24 protein-coding genes are annotated in these 19808 nt (G+C 40.0%); 3 read left to right on the forward strand and 21 right to left on the reverse strand.

The annotated features are described in order from the left end of the window. Nucleotides 1-10: 10 nt before the first annotated feature. The 7 genes from deoB to LCM09_RS01105 form a co-directional block, all read right to left on the reverse strand. Nucleotides 11-1189: a phosphopentomutase gene (gene deoB, locus LCM09_RS01075; protein WP_224878123.1), complete on the reverse strand. Its 1179-nt coding sequence runs from the start codon at nt 1187-1189 to the stop codon at nt 11-13. Between the two features lie 137 nt (nt 1190-1326). Next, nucleotides 1327-2217 carry a site-specific tyrosine recombinase XerD gene (gene xerD / locus LCM09_RS01080; RefSeq protein ID WP_224878125.1) on the reverse strand — a complete coding sequence of 297 codons (891 nt, stop codon included), beginning with the start codon at nt 2215-2217 and terminating at the stop codon, nt 1327-1329. Nucleotides 2218-2231: 14 nt separating this feature from the next. Next, nucleotides 2232-2459 carry a YqzK family protein gene (locus tag LCM09_RS01085; protein WP_224878127.1) on the reverse strand — a complete coding sequence of 76 codons (228 nt, stop codon included), beginning with the start codon at nt 2457-2459 and terminating at the stop codon, nt 2232-2234. A 101-nt stretch (nt 2460-2560) separates the two neighbouring features. Next, complete coding sequence (gene fur, locus LCM09_RS01090) at nt 2561-3043, reverse strand: ferric iron uptake transcriptional regulator (protein ID WP_224878129.1); 483 nt, start codon at nt 3041-3043, stop codon at nt 2561-2563. Nucleotides 3044-3154: 111 nt separating this feature from the next. Further along, on the reverse strand, nt 3155-3796 hold the full coding sequence (gene spoIIM / locus LCM09_RS01095) for a stage II sporulation protein M (RefSeq protein ID WP_224878131.1): 642 nt from the start codon (nt 3794-3796) through the stop codon (nt 3155-3157). A 74-nt stretch (nt 3797-3870) separates the two neighbouring features. Then, a complete protein-coding gene (locus tag LCM09_RS01100) occupies nt 3871-5031 on the reverse strand; it encodes an endonuclease Q family protein (RefSeq protein WP_224878134.1) in 1161 nt (386 codons plus the stop codon). Between the two features lie 4 nt (nt 5032-5035). Continuing rightward, nucleotides 5036-5575, reverse strand: coding sequence for an NUDIX hydrolase (locus LCM09_RS01105; RefSeq protein ID WP_224878136.1), 540 nt, complete (start codon nt 5573-5575; stop codon nt 5036-5038). A 114-nt stretch (nt 5576-5689) separates the two neighbouring features. Between LCM09_RS01105 and mciZ the strand changes: the two genes are divergently transcribed. After that, a complete protein-coding gene (mciZ, locus tag LCM09_RS01110; RefSeq protein ID WP_224878138.1) occupies nt 5690-5848 on the forward strand; it encodes a Z-ring formation inhibitor MciZ in 159 nt (52 codons plus the stop codon). Between the two features lie 102 nt (nt 5849-5950). Here the strand turns inward: mciZ and LCM09_RS01115 are convergent, their stop codons facing one another. Continuing rightward, nucleotides 5951-6490 carry a cysteine hydrolase family protein gene (locus tag LCM09_RS01115; protein WP_224878140.1) on the reverse strand — a complete coding sequence of 180 codons (540 nt, stop codon included), beginning with the start codon at nt 6488-6490 and terminating at the stop codon, nt 5951-5953. Nucleotides 6491-6621: 131 nt separating this feature from the next. On the opposite strand from LCM09_RS01115, the gene LCM09_RS01120 reads away from it, so the two are divergent. Beyond that, the gene (locus tag LCM09_RS01120; RefSeq protein ID WP_224878142.1) at nt 6622-7533 is read left to right on the forward strand and encodes an aldo/keto reductase; all 912 of its coding nucleotides are present in this window, start codon (nt 6622-6624) and stop codon (nt 7531-7533) included. Nucleotides 7534-7571: 38 nt separating this feature from the next. Here the strand turns inward: LCM09_RS01120 and LCM09_RS01125 are convergent, their stop codons facing one another. Genes LCM09_RS01125 through LCM09_RS01135 form a run of 3 tightly spaced genes read right to left on the reverse strand, consistent with a single transcriptional unit; the run spans nt 7572 to nt 10146 of the window. Further along, on the reverse strand, nt 7572-8240 hold the full coding sequence (locus tag LCM09_RS01125) for a CoA transferase subunit B (protein WP_224878144.1): 669 nt from the start codon (nt 8238-8240) through the stop codon (nt 7572-7574). Between the two features lie 12 nt (nt 8241-8252). Then, on the reverse strand, nt 8253-8939 hold the full coding sequence (locus LCM09_RS01130; RefSeq protein WP_224878146.1) for a CoA transferase subunit A: 687 nt from the start codon (nt 8937-8939) through the stop codon (nt 8253-8255). Between the two features lie 22 nt (nt 8940-8961). Continuing rightward, on the reverse strand, nt 8962-10146 hold the full coding sequence (locus LCM09_RS01135) for an acetyl-CoA C-acetyltransferase (RefSeq protein ID WP_224878148.1): 1185 nt from the start codon (nt 10144-10146) through the stop codon (nt 8962-8964). A 124-nt stretch (nt 10147-10270) separates the two neighbouring features. Here LCM09_RS01135 and LCM09_RS01140 point away from each other — a divergent pair, with 124 nt between their 5' ends. Further along, entirely contained in the window at nt 10271-11218 is a 948-nt protein-coding gene (locus tag LCM09_RS01140; protein ID WP_224878150.1) for a hydroxymethylglutaryl-CoA lyase, read from the forward strand. A gap of 51 nt (nt 11219-11269) precedes the next feature. On the opposite strand, the gene LCM09_RS01145 is transcribed toward LCM09_RS01140, so the two are convergent. From LCM09_RS01145 to LCM09_RS01190, 10 genes are all read right to left on the reverse strand, one after another. Continuing rightward, on the reverse strand, nt 11270-11431 hold the full coding sequence (locus tag LCM09_RS01145; protein ID WP_224878151.1) for a metal homeostatis BSD2 family protein: 162 nt from the start codon (nt 11429-11431) through the stop codon (nt 11270-11272). 18 nt (nt 11432-11449) lie between these two features. Beyond that, nucleotides 11450-11770, reverse strand: coding sequence for an iron-sulfur cluster biosynthesis family protein (locus LCM09_RS01150; RefSeq protein ID WP_224878153.1), 321 nt, complete (start codon nt 11768-11770; stop codon nt 11450-11452). Between the two features lie 272 nt (nt 11771-12042). Beyond that, entirely contained in the window at nt 12043-13125 is a 1083-nt protein-coding gene (locus LCM09_RS01155) for an FAD-dependent oxidoreductase (protein WP_224878154.1), read from the reverse strand. A gap of 18 nt (nt 13126-13143) precedes the next feature. Beyond that, on the reverse strand, nt 13144-14571 hold the full coding sequence (locus LCM09_RS01160; RefSeq protein ID WP_224878156.1) for a dihydrolipoyl dehydrogenase family protein: 1428 nt from the start codon (nt 14569-14571) through the stop codon (nt 13144-13146). 13 nt (nt 14572-14584) lie between these two features. Beyond that, the gene (locus LCM09_RS01165; protein ID WP_224878158.1) at nt 14585-15166 is read right to left on the reverse strand and encodes a CDP-alcohol phosphatidyltransferase family protein; all 582 of its coding nucleotides are present in this window, start codon (nt 15164-15166) and stop codon (nt 14585-14587) included. A 17-nt stretch (nt 15167-15183) separates the two neighbouring features. Then, a complete protein-coding gene (locus LCM09_RS01170; RefSeq protein ID WP_224878160.1) occupies nt 15184-15837 on the reverse strand; it encodes a TVP38/TMEM64 family protein in 654 nt (217 codons plus the stop codon). Then, complete coding sequence (locus LCM09_RS01175; RefSeq protein WP_224878162.1) at nt 15834-16829, reverse strand: ABC transporter ATP-binding protein; 996 nt, start codon at nt 16827-16829, stop codon at nt 15834-15836. Before LCM09_RS01175 ends, LCM09_RS01170 begins: the two co-directional genes overlap by 4 nt. A 16-nt stretch (nt 16830-16845) precedes the next feature. Continuing rightward, nucleotides 16846-17667: an ABC transporter permease gene (locus LCM09_RS01180; RefSeq protein ID WP_224878164.1), complete on the reverse strand. Its 822-nt coding sequence runs from the start codon at nt 17665-17667 to the stop codon at nt 16846-16848. Then, nucleotides 17664-18548 carry an ABC transporter permease gene (locus LCM09_RS01185; protein ID WP_224878166.1) on the reverse strand — a complete coding sequence of 295 codons (885 nt, stop codon included), beginning with the start codon at nt 18546-18548 and terminating at the stop codon, nt 17664-17666. Before LCM09_RS01185 ends, LCM09_RS01180 begins: the two co-directional genes overlap by 4 nt. Further along, entirely contained in the window at nt 18517-19755 is a 1239-nt protein-coding gene (locus LCM09_RS01190) for an ABC transporter substrate-binding protein (protein ID WP_224878169.1), read from the reverse strand. Before LCM09_RS01190 ends, LCM09_RS01185 begins: the two co-directional genes overlap by 32 nt. Between the last annotated feature and the right edge of the window lie 53 nt (nt 19756-19808).

The following is a 19808-nucleotide window of genomic DNA, read 5'->3' on the forward strand; positions in this document are numbered from 1 at the left end:
CCTCTTATCTTTAAAGCTTCTCTAGAAAGCTTGTTCCGTGCTCAGGCAAGTTTACCTCAAAATTATCTGCAACTGTAGCTCCAATATCTGCAAATGTTTTGCGAATCCCAAGATCTTGACCAACGTCGATTCCTTTATGGTAAGCAAGCAAAGGTACATATTCACGAGTATGATCTGTTCCATGATGAACAGGATCATTACCATGGTCAGCAGTTATTAGAAGAAGATCATCCTCTTTCATATTCTCTAAGAATTCACTTAGACGAGCATCATATTCCTCAAGAGCTTCACCATACCCTTGTGGGTCTCTTCTATGTCCAAATAACGCATCGAAATCAACAAGATTTAAAAAACTCAAGCCTTCAAATTGCATATTCTGTGTCTGAACAAGCTTGTCCATACCATCCATATTTGATTTCGTTCTAAGCGATTCTGTAACGCCTTCTTCATCGTAAATATCAGATATTTTACCGATTGCAATAACGTCTTTTCCATTATCTTTTAGCTCGTTCATCACCGTATGTCCAAACGGCTTTAGCGCGTAGTCATGACGGTTAGATGTACGCTTGAATTCTCCAACTTCTCCAGTAAACGGACGAGCGATTACTCTTCCCACCATGTATTCTTCTGCTTTCGTCATCTCTCTTGCAATTTCACAGATGTGATAAAGCTCATCTAGAGGTACAACGTCTTCATGAGCCGCGATTTGTAACACAGAATCTGCAGATGTGTATACGATCAACGCACCGGTTTCAACGTGTTCTTTCCCCAGTTCCTCAATAATTTCAGTTCCAGAAGCTGGCTTGTTACCGATGCTCTTTCGTCCCGTTCTTTGCTCTAATTCATTTAATAACTTATCTGGGAAGCCATCAGGGAATGTACGGAAAGGTTGTTCGATATGAAGTCCCATGATCTCCCAGTGACCAGTCATCGTATCTTTCCCATTTGAAGCTTCCTGCATTTTCGTAAAGTGCGCCATTGGCTTGTCGACCTTCGAAACACCTTTCACTTCTCGAATATTTCCAAGTCCTAGCTTTTGCATATTTGGCATCTCAAGACCACCCATATGATCAGCGATATGCCCTAATGTATCTGCACCTTTATCATTAAATTGCTCAGCATCAGGTGCTTCACCGATACCTACAGAGTCCATTACTACTAAAAATACTCGTTTAAACTTATTAGCCATTCCTAGTCCTCCTTATATAAATAATACTCATATTTTACTATTCCCTTTGTAAATATAAAAACACACTTATGTATAACCATCTCTTTAAACAAAAAAGAAACCTGGTCGACGACCAGATTGTTTTCTGGAGAGCTAATTTAAGCTCTTGGGTGATAAGTTGAGTAAATATCTTTCAACCTTGCCTTCGTTACGTGTGTGTAAATCTGTGTTGTCGATATATCTGCATGACCTAATAGCTCTTGTACAGCTCGTAAATCCGCTCCGTTTTCAAGCAAATGTGTCGCAAATGAATGCCTCAATGTATGGGGAGTCAGAGGCTTTACAATATTCGAATGCAGAGCCAGTTTTTTGAGGATTTTCCAGAATCCTTGTCTAGAAAGCCTCTCACCGTGATGGTTTAGAAAAAGAGCTTCTGACTTTTTCCGTTTCAACAATGCACTTCTTCCTTCATCTAGATAGAGCTGCAAGGCATCTCGTGCCATTCTACCTAAAGGGACAATTCGTTCTTTATTGCCCTTACCAATCGTTCTGATGAATCCCATCGTTAAGTGGATATCCTCCATATTCAGGTCCACAAGCTCTGAAACTCGAAGTCCTGTAGCATACAATACTTCAAGCATCGCTCGATCACGCTTACCAAATGGTGTTGAGTAGTCAGGTGCTTCAAGCAGCTGTTCAACTTCCGATGTGGAAAGAATCTTAGGTAATTTCCGTTCAGCTTTTGGTGTTTCTATATGTACAGAAGGGTCTTGATCCGTTTCTTTTTCTCTTAATAGAAATTGATGAAAGGAACGTATAGAAGCAATATTTCGCGCAATGGTTGTTGAGGCTCTTCCGTTATCTTTCAATTCATAGAGGTAGTTAACGATATGAACGCGTCGAACATCCTTTAATGAAGTAAGAGATTCTTTCTCAGTTAAATGGTGCGTATATTGAGCTAAATCTCGCCTATAAGCATCGAGAGTATTTTTTGATAGGCTGCGCTCAACTATTAAATAGTGTAAAAAATCCTGTACCTGGTCATCCATAAGCAAAAACTCCCTTATTCACCAGTTTGGTAAAACAAACCGAGCCTCTCTAGGAAAATTTGCTGAGGCACTGACTCCATCTGCACCACTTTGACTGCCTTTCCCTGTGGCTCATCATACCGGTGGTAATTTTGATACTCTTGATTTACCCAGAGAATTCCAAAGTAAAACAGCAGTGTACAGCCTGTAAAAAGCAAGAACACCTTCATTGTATCTAAAACAAGCAATAGACCCCTAACCATATTATGCACCTCCATCTCTAGTAAAAGATATGCCAGATAAGGAGATTTTTATACATAGCATGTTTGATAAGGGGCTCTTTTGCATAAATTAATAAGTTTGGTTAGGAACGATTTGCTGTTTCTATCTCAGGCTGCTCCGCTTGGTCTTGCTTCTGACAGCGGTAGCAAATCCCGTGGAATGTTAAGCGATGATCTTTGATTTTGAAGTTCCAATTCGTTTCAACGACTTCTTCTACGTCTCCAAGTAAATCTTCTTGAATTTCATCTACTGCTCCGCATTCAATGCAAACAAGATGGTGGTGAAAGTGTGCAGCACCTTCTTGTCTAAGATCAAACCTTGAGACGCCGTCTCCAAAGTTAATCTTATCCACAATCTTAAGTTCCGCTAGTAATTCTAGCGTTCTGTATACAGTAGCCAGACCAATTTCTGGTGATTTTTCTTTAACGAGAAGGTAAACATCTTCAGCACTCAAATGATCTTCTTCATTCTCAAGGAGAACTCTTACGGTCGCTTCACGCTGTGGAGTTAACTTATAGCTTTGAGAATGAAGTTGTTTCTTAATTCGATCGATTCTGCTTTCCATATCCCTATTTCCCTCCCTCGATCGATGCCAATTTCATTATAAGCAGTAGAAAAAAGGGTGTCAAACTAAAATAATTATCAATAGTACTTTATAATAATTATTATATTAGAATCACTGAATATCAACTACCGCTTTTATCAATGAAGGTGACAAGTATGCCTCAAACCACGAGGCTATAAATAGAACACATAGCGAACAAAGTACTAATAATGAAAACCGAATAAATGGAGGAAAAATCATTTCTGTTTTTCGCTTCATAAACAATTGTCTTATTAGTTTAAGTGAGAACGTTAACGAAGCTGTACCGATTACAATGAAAACAGGAACAGCTAATATATTCTGTGGAAAAACCGATACAAAAGCTAACAATAAGCCTTTCCAGCTCATTTGATTTACAAGAAATCCTACAGTAAATCCGACGACTATCCCCTTTAAGAACAACATAACCAAAATGATTGGTAGTCCGATTACAGTTAGGCCTAATAACCACATCAATCCAATATATTTCACGTAATGTGTAAAACTTTGTTGAAACATTTCAGAGGATGTTGCGAATTGGCCATCTGAAACTTGTCCAAAGAATCGGCTTAAATATAAGGCGAGATCTTCTTTCTGAGTTAGACTAAGACTATTAACAATAACTGCACCGAATACAATTCCCATTAGAAATAACACAGCAATGAATGTATAAAGTGATAGATGATCTGCTATATGTGACGAAATGACTTGCTTCAACTGACGACTCCGATTCATAAGAACTCCCCCTCCATACTGCTCTTGGTAAAGTCTATGAATCGAATAGTAGGCATATGACAGTTGCTAGATTATCAGTTTTTCGTCCGTATTTTGCCGTATTTCCCTCCCCCGCCTTTTTCAAAGGAGAGCTTTCCTTCCCTTGCAAGGCAAATTAATTTTGCTGTAGAAGGGGCAATAACAGCTGACAACTCGTCTTCCTTCGCTCGGTGTAAGATATTCATTTCAGTGCCAAAGAAATCCAACAGTTTTTCAAGCGTTTTAGGTCCAATACCAGGTATATATTCAAGTGGGACATGATGAATGTACTCAGGTCTATTCGGCTTACTCGTAGCTGTACTTAATTCTTGAATTCGGTTTGAGACGCCCTTGATCAGTTGTTTACTCCCACAACTTCGACATTCAATGCCACTCGCTTTGGCTTCACATTTGCTGCAAACTGTTTCGTAATATTTTCCAAGCTCAGGGTCTAAACCATAGTTTCTAACAATTCGTCTAGATCCTTCGTTTCTGAGTGCTAGCTCCCATTCCTTAAAGGTCGAAGCTTTCATCTTTAGATGCTGATACTCTCTTGCAATCTTCGGAATGGAATGGGCATCTGAATTTGTCAGAAATGGTAGAGAATGAAGTTCTTCGATTTCATCTGCCATCGTAGTGTTTGAAGACAAGCCTAGTTCAACCGCATCAATTAAGTTGATATCGAATACTTCTGTAAGAGAATGTGAAACTCCTCTTCCATACAAGCTTTTATATGGCGTGAAGATATGAGCCGGTATGAAGAGACCACCGAGTTCTTTCACTTTGCATTGCAACGTGTAAGCATCTTCATAAATACGTTGCGAACTCAAATTAACATTCGTCATTCGGCCTAATAACCAGTCCGAAAAATGTTTCATAAGCGTTAAATCAGGCAAATACACTAATACGTGAATAGGACCCTTACACTTATAGTCATAGACTTCAATTTCACACCCCGGAATTAGGGTCATATCTTCGAACCTTATTCCACCTTCGTCAAGTTTAAAGGCCTTGCCATTCTTTATTTCGTTTTCAATTTCATCAATCACTTCAGGAACATGACAATCGATGATGCCAATCATGTCTAACCCTTTCCGACTAGAAGCTTCTTCTAGAATTCTAGTAAGAGTTAAGGAGTCAGATGCAGTAATTTTGACCGGTTTCTGTGATGACGTTCTCCCTATATGTATATGAAAATCAGCGTAACAGTCAAACATATCGTCACCTCTGAATCATTTTGAGATAGAGCAAGGCATAAGCTGTTTTTGCATCATGCACTTCTTTTGTATGAACCATTTCTTCTAATTCATCTAATGATAAATATAGAACATCTAGAAACTCATCTTCATCAGCAGATTGCTCACCTTTTTTAACAAGTCCTTCCGCAACGTAAAGGTGCACTAATTCATTTGCAAATCCAGGAGAAGTGTAGAAGGAAATCACTTCTGTTAACGACTGACACGTATACCCTGTCTCTTCTTCAAGCTCTCTAACTGCAGTGATTTCGGGTTCCTCTCCAACCTCCAACTTGCCTGCTGGGATCTCGACGATCGATTTCCCAAGCGCTTTTCGGTATTGTCTTACAGCAAGAATTTTATTATCTCTAGTCATTGCGATTACCGCGACAGCTCCTGGGTGATCGATCAGCTCACGCTTACTTTGCTTCCCATTTGGTAGTTCTACATCTTCCACTCTTAAATTAATTATTCGACCCTCATATAGTGTTTCTGAACGAAGGGTCTTTTCATATAAATGATCCATGTCCGCTCACTCCTGGTTCTAAAATTTGATTTCGATACATAAATTCTATCACAACAGACAGATAATAGGGGAACATCAGATGATTATGTATCGACTGAGTAGGAGGGTAAACTAGTGAAGATTTATATACAATCTAATGGCGTTACAATGGTCGGAAAACCAAAGCAGATTCAATTAATGATCAAGCACTATATGAACCATTACGAGACGATCGAAGAATGGATTCAAGCACCAAAAGCTAAATCTAAGTCGCACTTAAGACTGATTCAATAAGTAAAGCTGCCCCTAATATGGGCAGCTTTTTCAGTATTGAGTTACAAGAACCAACTATTATATTGGATAAACGATCTTACTTCACTCTATTTTAGAAGTTTATTAACGGATCTCAGTTTGGAAAATAATTTTCATCTGATTAAGAAAAACGTCATGATGTTTTGAGAACGTGGCCATAGCACGTTTGTGTGCAACGGTTTTGAAACCTCTTGCATAAGCTCCGTACGCAGTCAGGAAATCACAAATATCCGTACATACCCCTGCTAGGTGAACGGTTTCAACACCTTTTGAACGGAGAATGTCTTCGAGATTAGTTTGAAAAAAAGCATCATATTCTGGTTTAGGTACATACTCCACATTTTGGTGCATGCGATGTTCTTCATACCATACGTTTAACTCTCCATACAGTTCTTGGCCCCATGAGCCAACCACATTATGTACAGGCCATAGTTCAAAGTGAGAATCTTGCTCTTGATGCGCATCCATACAAATAATTACTTCATTACCTTCTTCGATAAAAGAATCTGCAAGAGCTTTTATTTCAGGAACAATCGACTGCCCTTTCACTCCGACTGTTAAACTTCCGCGATCATGAACAAAATCATTACTCATATCTATGATTAATAGTGCTTCCTTCCCCATCAAAACGCCTCCTCTAGTCATTAACTATATCAGGTGATGTTACATGTGACAAGACACCCTTTTTGTTAGCGTTAGGTGTTCATTTCACGATACACTAAAAGTAGTTATTATAGGGGAGGCAATGATAATCTATGAAGAAAAACCAACTAGGTCATTCTAATCTTCACGTTAGTGAAATCGGATTTGGTACGATGTCGATCGGCACCGATCGGGAAAAAGGGATCTCACTTATCCACGAAGCAATTGATAATGGTGTCAATTTCATTGATACTGCAGATCTTTATGAATTTGGTTTTAATGAAGAAATCGTTGGAAAAGCTCTTCAAGACAGACGAGATTCCGTCATTCTCTCAACAAAAGGTGGGAATCACTGGGAGGATGGAAAGGAAGGGTGGTTCTGGGACCCATCCAAAAAACATATCAAAGAGGCATGTAAGCAAAGTTTGAAGCGATTGAAGACTGATCATATCGATTTATACCAATTACACGGTGGTACGATTGAAGACCCTATCGATGAAACGATTCAAGCTTTTGAGGAACTGAAACAAGAAGGTCTCATACGCGAATACGGGATATCGAGTATCCGTCCAAACGTTATCAGAGAATATGTAAAGCGATCTTCTATTACATCTGTCATGATGCAATATAGTATTCTTGACCGACGGCCTGAAGAAGAGATGCTTGATATGCTCCACAAAAATAACATTAGTGTCATTGCGAGAGGTCCACTTGCAAAAGGAATGCTAACAGATCGATTCGAACATAAAGTAAAAGACGAGGGCTTTCTAACCCACTCAAAAGAGGAAGTACTTGAAATAGCTAGAAAACTATCGGATATGCAGGGGAGCGAGCGTAATATGACTCAAACTGCACTACGTTATACTCTCGCTCATCCAGCAGTAGCAACGGCTATACCAGGAGCAAGTAAGAGCGAACAGCTGCTTGCAAACCTCACAGCGCAAAATGCCCCAGAATTAACTCAAAATGAGATCAACGAAATTCAATCAATTTCAAAAACAATTACGTATGATAAGCATCGGTAAATGAAAACGCAGTCTCAAATGAGACTGCGTTTTTCTTATTAAAATGCGTCCATAATGACGTCTTTCACAATAATATCAGGTTCTGTTGATGCCTTAATTTCATCAACAGTATATCCTTTAGCAACTTCCCTTAGTACCAATCCTTCGTCTGCCACATCGAAAACAGCACGGTCAGTAATGATTCGATTTACAACACCTTTTCCCGTTAAAGGTAATGAGCAATCATTTAATATTTTCGGGTTGCCGCTTTTGTTAACGTGGTCCATGATGACAACGATTCGCTTAGCTCCATGGACTAAATCCATCGCACCACCCATTCCTTTAATCATCTTACCTGGGATCATCCAGTTCGCAAGGTCACCATTCTTTGAAACTTCCATACCTCCGAGAATAGCCACATCGATATGTCCACCTCTAATCATGGCAAACGACTCTGCACTATCGAAATAAGCTGCACCTTGCATCGCAGTAACCGTTTCTTTCCCAGCATTGATTAGATCAGGATCCACTTCACCCTCTGATGGATAAGGTCCTATACCAAGAAGACCATTCTCAGATTGAAGAACGATTTTCTTCCCATCAGGTATATAGTTTGCAACCATAGTAGGCATCCCGATACCAAGGTTTACGTAAAAACCGTCGTTAATTTCTTTTTCAGCTCTTCTAGCAATCTTTTCTCTCACTGCAGCTTTATCAACTTTTGTCATGGTTTAGCCTCCTTACCTAGTCGTTAGTCTTTCGATTCTCTTTTCTTGTTCACCAACGATCACTTTTTGTACATAGATACTTGGAGTATGAATTTGGTCTGGCTCAAGTGCTCCATTCTCTACAAGCTCTTCAACTTCAGCAATCGTCACTTCACCTGCTGCTGCAATCATAGGGTTGAAGTTCCTAGCTGTCTTATTGTATACAAGGTTCCCCATCAGGTCAGCTTTGGCAGCTCGAACAAGCGAGAAGTCTGCTTTGATTGCTGGCTCAAGCAAATATTCTTTTCCATCGAAACTTCTAACTTCTTTGCCTTCAGCGATTGGAGTTCCTACTCCAGCAGGTGTATAAAATGCTGGGATTCCTGCTCCCCCTGCACGAATTCGCTCAGCTAGCGTTCCTTGAGGAATTAACTCTACTTCTAACTCTCCTGAAAGTACTTGACGCTCAAATTCTTTGTTTTCACCAACATATGAACCTACCATTTTCTTAATCTGCTTGTTTTTCAAAAGAAGACCAAGTCCCCAGTCGTCAACTCCACAGTTGTTAGAAATAACCGTTAGGTCTTTCACGCCTTTATCACGAATCGCCTTGATTAAATTTTCTGGAATCCCTACAAGCCCAAATCCACCTACTAATAGGGTTGCTCCATCCTGAATATCTTGTACTGCTTCGTCGAATGAGTTTAGTATCGGTTTCATATCATTTACGCCTCCTTCATAGTTAAGGTCTTTCTATAATTGTCGCTACCCCTTGTCCACCGCCGATACATAGCGTCGCAAGTCCATAGCGATTATTTCGACGTTTCATTTCGTGTAAAAGTGTCACTAGTACTCTTGTTCCACTAGCTCCGATCGGATGGCCAAGTGCAATCGCGCCACCATTGACATTAAGAATGTCTCTATTAAACTCTAAATCTCTACCTACAGCGAGTGACTGTGCTGCAAAAGCTTCATTTGCTTCAACAAGGTCCATATCACTCATCGATAGATTTGCTCGTTCAAGTACCTTCTTCGTTGCAGGGACCGGACCGAGACCCATCACACTTGGATCTACTCCACCGCTTGCGTTTGCTTTAATCACTGCAAGGTATTCAACACCAAGCTCCTCTGCTTTTTTACGACTCATCAAGACTACAGCGGCTGCTCCATCATTGATTCCTGAAGCATTTCCTGCGGTTACTTTACCGTCTTTCTTAAACGCTGGTCTCAACTTCCCAAGTTTTTCAGCTGTTGTACCTGGCTTCACATATTCATCTGTATCAAAGACCACTGGATCTCCCTTACGTTGTGGAATTGACACAGGGATAATTTCCTCGTTAAAACGCCCTTCTTCAATTGCGGCCTGTGCTTTTTGCTGACTTGATGCAGCAAAATCATCCATTTCTTCTCGAGATAAATTATAATGATCGCAAAGATTTTCTGCGGTCACTCCCATATGATAATCATTAAACGCACACCATAGCCCGTCATGGACCATGCTATCGATCATCTTTTGATCGCCCATTCTTAAGCCATCTCTTGCTCCTTGTAAGAGGTAAGGCGCCTGGCTCATGTTTTCCATTCCACCAGCAACCACAATATCCTGGTCACCAAGTATGATCGACTGTGCACCGAGATGGACTGTTTTCAACCCTGATCCACACACTTTGTTGATGGTCATCGCAGGAGTCGATACTGGAATCTCTGCTTTTATGGCTGCTTGTCTCGCTGGATTTTGACCTAAACCTGCTTGAAGAACATTTCCCATAATGACTTCTTCTATTTGATCAGGCGTTATGCCGGCTCTTCGTATCGATTCCTTAATAGCTAGTGCCCCAAGTTCAGGTGCTGAAACATTTTTCAGCGCACCACTAAAAGATCCGATTGGCGTTCTGACAGCGCTTACAATAACTACATCTTGATTCATAGTTTTCCTCCTTAAAGTGACTCTCTTCTACATAATTCTTACTTTGATAAGAAAACTCCTTCAAACAAAAAGAATTCCAATTATTCTAACGATTTTCTTGCAACAACCCACAAGCTCTGTTTTAATGGAAAAGATAACGCTTACAAATGAGGGGTTGATTATCATGATACCAGATCACGCTACAATAATCGAAGTAGGACCTAGAGATGGTCTTCAAAATGAATTCAATTACGTACCTACTGACAATAAGGTCTCATTCATAAAAGGGCTCAAAGAGGCAGGAGTTCGCGAGATGGAGCTTACATCTTTCGTTTCACCTAAGTGGGTTCCACAAATGAAAGACGCAAAAGAAATTGTCGCCTCATGTCTAGATGAATCGAGGAACTTTGTACTTGCACCAAACAGAAAAGGGATCGAACGCGTGAAAGAAACATCAGTCTCAGCTGTTGCTCTATTCGCTGGAGTAAGTAACTCTTTTAACAAAAAGAACAGCAACAAAGAAACGGATCAATTACTAGAAGAGTTAACCGTGTTGGTAGATGAATTGAAGCAAGACGGTTATTTTGTCCGAGCTTGTATATCAACAGCTTTCTATTGTCCTTATGAAGGGAAAATGGCTCTGAACGATACTTTAGCCATTTGTAGAAAGTTTGTTGATGCAGGCGTTGATGAGCTTAGTGTTGCTGATACAATCGGTATGGCTACCCCTCGGGAAGCCTACTTTGTCTTTGATACATTAAAAAAAGAATTTCCTAACACGCTTCTAACGGCGCACTTTCATGATACGAGAGGAATGGCTCTTGCGAATATTTATGCTTGTCTCACAGCAGGCATTTCAAGGTTCGACACGTCCGCTGGTGGGCTAGGCGGTTGTCCTTTCGCCAAAGGAGCAACAGGCAACGTTGCAACAGAAAGCGTTGTTTACATGTTAGAACGAATGGGTGTGGAAACTGGAATAGACTTAGATAAGCTCATGACTGCAGTCGATGACATAGAGCCTCACCTCTCACGGTCCATCGATACGCCATATCGTACCCTTTATAAAAAAGAGATTTCAGCAAAGTCTAACTAACATATTTCAATTATGGTTAACTAAATATAGGAGAAGCACACTGTGCTCCTCCTATCCTTTGAATATCGTTAAGATCGTGCTATAGATTAAAGCTAATATGATGCCTCCTATAAATGAAATTCGATCCATTTTCTTTTCTTTTATAAAATTCGAGATCCCTTTCACAATAAGGTAAACAACAAAAAACATCAGAAAATAAGCTATAAACGACAAGGTTAAACCCCTCCTACTTTACGAAATACGATTGATATAACGCATCCTTGGATTCAGAATCTCATTATCACTTTTCAGCATAAAGCAATGATATTTTGGGAGATAGTCTACCTTCATATTCTCATCAAAAAACACTGCGTATTGTTTCTGGACTCTAACGGGGCGGAAATTAGTTTCTATTTCTATGTCGAAGTCTAAAGGCTCTGCATCCAATACGAGCTGTGTTACTCCGTTAACCACACATCCACAATCCTCAATATCATAATCTAGCTTTAAATACCCTTCTTGCTCTTCTTCTAGCCTCTCAATCGCTCTATCGGTAAACTGTAACTTCATCATTTTCACTCCTCTTCCCTTTCATATTCGAAAGGTATATATACTATCGTGTTCATTCATCAAAAAAGGTTTTCTAAGAGTCATTTAAATCGATCATCATTCTCTTTTCAGCAACTTGCCTCTATTCCATTATAAACGCGAATAGCAAGAAATTGCACACCGGACGAAGATCTTCTGCTTAATCATATATGATTATTTCATATATGATCATTTAAGTATGCAAGAAACGAATTGCATAATGAAAGACAGGCCGTGAGCGACAGCCTGCCTTTGGTTTATTGGTAATTATCCATAAACCTTCGATCGATTTTATTTTTTAACTTCCATGAAAAGTGATGATGAAGACTTACTTTTCCATAAAGTAAAAGTCCTTCTTTATTTCCAGTTGAGAGAATTGATAAATATTTTCCTTTTGGTTGAAACCGAATTCCGTCTTCACCTTTAATATAGCCTTTAATATTATTCCACAATACTTCTGACTGCCTTACTGCAATTACACCTGATTTAGGAAGATTGGGATAAGCCCTAAGAGATGCACAATCTCCAGCTGCAAAAATAGCAGGATATTCCTTAACTTGCAGTGTATCTTCAACTAACAGATAGCCTTTATCATCCACAGGTAATTTAGATGTTTGAAATATACCTGGTGCTTTCGGGCCAGTCAACCAGAGAAGTTGATCATACTTAATCTGATTTCCATTAGAAGTTACAATACTTAAAGAAGTAACGTTTGAGACTTTTTCGTTCTGGTGAACGTTCAACCCTTTTTCTCTAGCTATTTGTTCGATTTTTGCTTGTGTTTTCTCATCTTCTTCCGCAAGAAGTGTAGACTGCGTAACTAGAGTTACTGGTGTTTTGCCTTCTGCTTTCCTCTTTGCATGCAAGGAAAGTGCCATCTCTATCCCAGCGGCACCTCCCCCTATGACTACAGGATCTTCTGCTTCCCACATCGTACTTGCTACTTCTTCAATCCGATACGTTGGCTTAATTCGAAGCGCATGCTGTCTTACACCTGGGACATCGACTCCACCAGAATAAGATCCAATATCGATCGAAAGAATATCGTATGATACGATGTCACCTTTCTCAGTCAACACTACCTTCGCTTTTGCATCGATCGATAATGCGGCTCCTTTTATAAAGGAAATATTAGCTTTTTCCGCCAATGTTGGAATATGAATTCGGATATTTTCAAAATTATATAACCCTTCTATATAGCCCGAGAACATGCCTGAATAAAATTGGTATTCAGACGGTGATATGACTGATACCTCTACATCTAACTCTTCCTCTTGCAGCTTCTTCATCAAGTAGAGATGAGCATGTCCCCCACCGATTAACAGTAACTTCTTTTTCAATCATATCATCCTTTTCTATTACCTCACCCATTTAATGTATTTTTCAGCAACCTTTGGAAAGACACCATCAAAGAGTTTTTCACGCCAGTATAGATCTGATGCTTGATTGAGGATTGCCCCTTTAGTAGGGTACGGGTGGATAACAGTAGAGAGATCGCCTAGTTTATGGCCGTGTTCTTTTGCAAAAACAATTTCCTGCATCCAGCTTGAAGCATCTTCACCCACTGCATGAGCTCCTAGTATTTTCCCTTTTGCATCAGTAATCACTTTCACAAGGCCATCCTTTTTCCGCTCAGCAATAAAGCGATCCACATCACTTACATCAACCTTGAATATACGAATATCGTCACCATGTTTTTCTCTTGCTTCGTCTTCTGTTAAGCCAAGATGAAAGATTTCGGGATCTGTATACGTTACCCATGGTACATTATCATAGTTTACTTTTCTTCTTAAACCAAAAACAGCATTTTGAATGATCAATTTTCCTTCCATACCAGCTCCATGCGTAAATGGAAACGCTCCGTTCACATCACCAATTGCATAAATATGAGATTTAGACGATTGTAGCTGATCATTAACGGTTACAAATCCGTTGTTCGTTTCGACACCTATTGCTTCTAGGTTTAACTTATCTGTGTTCGGTTTTCGTCCCGTCGACATCATGATTTCATCAACTACGAGCTCTTCTTCTTTCCCATTAACGTTATACGTTACAGCCTTGTTTCCATCTCGAGTAGAAATACCAGTTACTTCAGCGTTATAAATGAAGGAAAGTTCCTTTTCTAAAAGCTGTCTAGCTACTGGTATGATGTCTTTGTCTTCTTTTTTCAGGATCGTTTCAGACGTTTCAAGCACAGTCACTTTAGAGCCGAACCTTGCTAAAGATTGAGCAAGCTCAAGTCCAACAACTCCTCCACCGATGAAGACAATACTTTCAGGTAATCGATTTAAGTTAAATATCGATTCATTCGTAAGAAACGGGATTTTGTCAACGCCTTGAAGAGGAGGGACATTCGGGCTGGATCCAGTTGAAATGATGATCCTTTTTCCTTCTATTGAGTTCTGCCCATCGACTGATACTGTATGCTCGTCCACGAAAGAGCCTTTACCACGATAGATCATTACGCCTAGATCTTCAAATCGTTTATCACTATCTATGGCTTGTATTTCCTCTATTGCTTCATGAACTCGTTCGATGGCGCGCTGAAATCGAACCTCTCCGCTAACCGTTAAGCCGAATTCTTTGGCACCTTTATAAACAGCATGAACTTCCTTAGCAGCTGATATAAATGCTTTAGATGGAACACAACCAAAGTGCAAGCAGTCTCCTCCGAGCCCTGGTTGATCATCGATTAACGCCACGCTTGCTCCCATATTAGCAGCTCCAGCTGCGGCAGTTAGTCCTCCAGAACCTCCGCCTATTACGATCAAGTCATATTTTTTCAAATGAAACACCTCTCTAACCCAGTATTCTTTTTGCTTCAGTAAGTCTTTGTAAGCTTGTAAATAGTTCAATTGCTAGAAATAGTAATGTAAGTATCGTTAAATAGCTAGGAAAGAGAATCATCGCGGTAAACAAGAGAAATCCTTCAGTCCGCTCAGCCGCACCTGCTTGATAATAAAATGATTTAATCCCTTGCTTCTCAGAAACAGCTCCTACAGTAAGGAAGATTGTCATCGCAAATATGATCGATGTACTTAATAACAATAGTGCCCACATTGATTCTGGAAATGCAAAAGCAAGACCCACAATAACACTTATTTCAACCACTCGATCAAAGCTCACATCTAAAACTGTTCCAAATGCGGACGGCTTTGTTTTCCTTGCCATCGTTCCATCCACCGCATCGAGGTACCCAGAAATCCATAATACGATGACGGCTAAAATTGGCTGATCAAAATAAATGAACAACCCTGAAGAAACACCGATGATAAACGATATGGTCGTTACCTGGTTCGCGCTAAGACCTATTTTAAGTAACCAGCCTGCAGTTTTGTCCATGATAGGCTGTACATATTTCCTTCCATGAGTATCGAGCACAGCGCACCATCCTTCGATTAAATTTCTTTATCTAATTCTGATCCGAACGCTTTTTTGCGTATATACAACGTGATTAATAGGAGAACGAATAAGACGATCGCTGCAATTACAACGGACTTAATATTGTTTGTTAAGAAACTTGCACCTAGAAAATTCAGTGCTAATGCCCCAGGAAGCATGCCTACTAACGTTGCAAGGTAATATTTCTTTTTATCGACGTTTGAAACACCGCATACATAGCTTACAAGGTCAAAGTGTAAGAATGGGACCAACCTTAATAGCAACACATAGGAGAACCCTTGCTCTGAAAGACCTTTCTCTAACTTCTCCCCTCGTCTCCGTAAAGCTTGTGGCAGTGCATTATAACCAAGTTTTCGAGCCGCTAGGAAAAACAATAATGCTCCAGTTGACCCTCCTACTACTACTAAGACCGTCCCAACATATGGACCAAAAACCAATCCACCAGCTATAGAAAGGACCGATGTTGGAAACAGAACAAACGGCCTGCCTATCGTAGCTATTAGGAAAATTAAAGGAGCATAAAAGCCGAAAGATGAAATCCACAAACGAAGTTGAGATGGACGCAGGTTAAACACATGTTCATTGAGCAAGAATACGACAATCACCAGACAAATCATGACGATACCTTTTACTACTGCTTTGATCGTCATGGAGTATTACTCCATGTACGTAAGTTTGGTCCATACGGGTGAACGTGCATTCTAGTTGCTCTCAAAAAGACATCCTGCCCTGGCTCTAAACTTGCTTCGGAAGAAACGAGTACCGTTCCATCCTCCCAAGAAACACGATAACAAACTGAATTATTTTTAACTGTAAGCGCGGTTACTTTTCCAGGTATCGTGACCAAATCTTTGTTGTTTGAAACGCGGTCATCTTTAGGTACTGCTGTAACATGATGAAGAGGCACAAAGCCTTCTTCTAAAGAAAGACCCTCTCCTATAATTCTGGCACTTTCTGAAGAAGAGGGATATGTAACAACATCATACGGTGTTCCTTGCTGAATCAATCGCCCATCATTCATAACGGCTAACCGATCTGCCAACTCAATGGCTTCATCCCGATCGTGAGTAATAAACAAAGACGTTATATTTTCATCCCGCAATATCTCCTTCACTTCGCCCCTAAGGGATTCTCGAAGGGAAGCGTCTAACGAGCTGAATGGTTCATCAAGTAAAAGAAGGTCTGGTTTTAACACTAGTGCCCTTGCAAGAGAGACACGCTGCTTCTGACCCCCAGAAAGTTCATGTGGATATGCGTCTTTCCATCTGGTAAGCTTCACTTTTTCTAACATTTGTAAGCCTTCGTTGATTCGATCTTTCCTTGGTGTTTTCTTCCTTTTCAATCCGTACGTTATATTTTCGATGACTGAGAGATGCGGAAATAATAAGGAATCTTGAAACATTAAAACGATAGACCGATTTTCAGGTCTAGTCGACGTGATTGATTTTCCATTAAGCTTTATGTCACCATTGTCGATAGACTCAAGACCGGCAAGGCAACGAAGCAATGTGGATTTCCCACAACCGGAAGGCCCAACGATCGTTAAGTGTTCTCCCTTTCTGAGAGAAAAAGAAACTTCGTTTAAAATAGGTTGTTCCGAATAGCTTTTTGTTAATTTGTTACATTGTATTAGGTCATCCATACCTGTAATCTTCCTTTCAACTTCGATTAACTACCCGAATGACCGCTCTTAGTGCTATTTCTGCAACTCCCACAAATAGAAGTGGGAGTAAAGCAAATAATAATGAAAACCCAGCGATAACTGCTTCATTGGAGCTCGAAAAATAAGGATAGTATAATAATGGCAGCGTTGTTACAACTCCTCCACCTATAATTGCTGTTAATGCATATTGTCCAAGTGAAATCACAAATGTTAATAACATTAAACTTCTAATACTCGGAATCAGGAGCGGTAGAGATACCGTAAAAAAACGTATGAGCGGTCCTGATCCTAGTACTGCAGCTTGTTCACTCAGCCCTTTACCAAGGCGTTCGTACCCTGCTCTCATTATGCGTATTGAATAAGGCAAAGTAGGAATTAAATGAACCAATAGCACACCACTTAGACGGTCTGCTAACCCAAACTGAATCAACGTATACTGTAAACCCATCGCCAGTAAGATGCCAGGGATCAAAATGGGCGATAGTAAAAATGCCTCGATTAGAAACTTCACTTTAAACGTATATAAAGATAATGCCTTTGCTGCTGGCATAGCTAAGATCAAATTTAGCAGTACTACCATTATTCCCAGTTTCAAGGTTGTAATGACTGATTTCACTAGCGCTGGGTCTGTAAAGATAACAACCCACCCATCTAAACCTAATTCATTCGGAAATAGGATTGGCCACTTCCAATCAGCTGCAAAACTCTTTACAACGATTGTAAAGAGAGGGAGGATAAACAATAACATAAATATGAACAAGGTGATAAGAACGATCACCTTTCTTTTCTTCCCTGAAATAATTTCTTTTAACCTCATCGAACTCTCCCTTTAATAAGGCGTAACCTATGTTTTTGAATAAGCTTGAAGGAGATACCCGCCAAAAGAAGTGAAATGATTCCAGGAATGATCATAGCAGCAAAGGCTAAAGGGCGTTTGCTCCAATCTCCGTCATAAAACCAATCGAAGGCATGTACAGGAAGCATTTCCGGTCTTGTAACTCCAAGTAAATACGGAACTTCAAATGCGGTAGCAACAAAGGCGAACAGTATGATCGCAATCTCTACCAAAATTGGGAGGAGCCACGGCCATTCCACCGTTTTAAATTCATCCCATTTGCTCCCCCCTAACGTTCTTACTACCTCTGAATAGCGATGATCAATCTCATAGTAAACAGGAAGAAGCATCAGAATTACGAACGGAACTTCCTTCCATACATACGTTAAAATAATCCCTATCCCTCTTGTATCCTGAACAAGTACAGGAAACATGGAGCGGTCGCTTATTAATCCAGCCTGAAATAAAAAGGATGATAGTAACCCACTCTGAGATAGAAACAAATAGACAAGATACCCTGCTACAAAGTGAGGAATGAGTATAGGAATCCACACCAAAATCTTTACGGAAGATTGTTGAAATAAGCGATAAAGTATTCTCGTCAATAAAAGTCCGATTAGAAGAGAAAGGACGGTTGAGATGAGCGTAACCCATAAAGTGAACTGTATGGACGTTACGAAAGAGTCGCTCCTAATAAGCTCTTTATAAAAACCAAGCGTCCAATTCCCGTCTACCGTTTGTATACTTTGCACGACAGCAGACCACATCCCATAACCTACAAGAAATAAGATGACAGCAACTGCCGGTGCTAAATAAAACCATGCTTTATGCTTATTCTTCAAAAACCTTGTTTGCCCAATCATTTGAAATCCACTCCGTATACCCTGTATCTAAATCTGGAAGCTTGTACTTATTTAATTTCTCAGAAGGTATAACGCTTTCTCCACGATTTAGTGCTTCAATTTCTTTCTTATCCTCTTCCTTGAGCTTATCATAGTCGAGGACCATACCTTCTCCCCACATATCAGGGTCCATCTTAGCAATCTGAGCTTCAGGAGATTCTAAGAAGTTAATGACCGTCATAGCTCCGGATGGATTAGGACTATTAAATGGAATGCTTAAATAATGGTTGTTAGAAATAGAGCCAGGTGATTCAAGAACAAACGATTTTGTACTTTCAGGGAAAGTACCATCCTTAATTAAGCTTTCAGCTCTCGCTTCATTGAAGCCTATCGTCATCCATACTTCTCCCTGGCTGTACAGCGTATCTAACTTTGTTAATGACTCGGGATACGTTTCGCCATTTCGCCAGAGATTTGGTTTTATTTCATTTAGGTATGACCACACATACTCTCCGTTCTTCTCCACTAAATCTTGATCAAACTCTTTTGCCATAGTATCCACAGAATTTGTCGCACTCGCTACAAGGAGATGCTTGACGAACGTATTTCCAGTGAAGTCTGAAACGTTCGGATAAGTGAATTTTCCTGGGTTCTCAGAAATCCAGACTTTTAATTCATCAACCGTTTTGGGTGGAGAATCAATTTTCGTTGAGTCATAATTAAACACAAATTGAACGCTACCCCACGGCGCTTCCATGCCGTCAATTTCCGTTCCCTGATCAAACGCAGCGGCAGGATTTTCACTTCCGATATATTTCTTGAAGTTTGGTAACTTATCTGTAAATGACCCTAGAAGCAAATTCGCGTTCTTTGCATTCTTAAAGTTCGCGCCGTTGATCCAAATAATGTCGATCGTTCCTTTATTCTTTCCTGCTTTTTTCTCTGTTAATAGCTTTTGCATAAACTCTTCTGTATTCATCGGTTGCCTGTTCAGTGTAATGTTATGCGTTGCTTCAAGCTTAGGGGCAGCCCACTCATCGATGTAGCGATTGATCCCTTCATCTCCACCCCACATAAATATAGTCACTTCTGTTCCTTCTGCATCACTTTCTATTTCCGTCCAGTCTTTTGAAAGAACTTCTTCAGATCCAGCTTCGCTTTCTCCACGATTACCACAAGCTGTAAGTATACCTAAAACGGTAATGATGATTAGTAACTTCCAGTTCATTCCAAAACCTCCATTTAAAGATGCGTGAAATAGTTTACCATAATAACTTTATG

Source organism: Guptibacillus algicola, assembly GCF_020171805.1.
GTDB classification, from domain to species: domain Bacteria; phylum Bacillota; class Bacilli; order Bacillales; family Guptibacillaceae; genus Guptibacillus; species Guptibacillus algicola.